Raw genomic sequence first — 413 nt, 5'->3', positions numbered from 1 at the left:
TTCAACGGTGCTGTGCCAGTGATCAGTTACACCATTACCGATGGTGCTGGTGACACAGAAATTTCAACTTTAACAATTTCAGTAACACCAGTGTCAGATTTAAGTGATGATAGTGAAACTGTCACTGTTGCAGAAGATACAACAGCAACAGGCAATGTTTTAGACAATGCTGAAACAGCAGACGGTCCAATGACCGTCACCAGCTTTAGTGTTGGTGGGAATACGTACAATGCAGGTGATACGGTTACTCTTGCGGAAGGTGAACTCACCTTAAATGCAGACGGTAGCTACACTTTTACACCCAATGACAACTTCAACGGTGCCGTGCCAGTGATCAGTTACACCATTACCGATGGTGCTGGTGACACAGAAATTTCAACTTTAACAATTTCAGTAACTCCAGTGTCAGATTT

1 protein-coding gene is annotated in these 413 nt (G+C 43.3%); it reads left to right on the top strand.

All coding sequences use genetic code 11. The annotated features are described in order from the left end of the window. Positions 1-413, top strand: a 413-nt coding sequence (locus H4J69_RS19690) for an Ig-like domain-containing protein (protein WP_182245209.1), incomplete at both ends; no start/stop codon positions are given.

Source organism: Colwellia sp. BRX10-9 (assembly GCF_014077405.1).
In the GTDB taxonomy this organism is placed as follows: domain Bacteria; phylum Pseudomonadota; class Gammaproteobacteria; order Enterobacterales; family Alteromonadaceae; genus Colwellia_A.
This window is presented reverse-complemented; position numbering and strand designations above follow the sequence as displayed.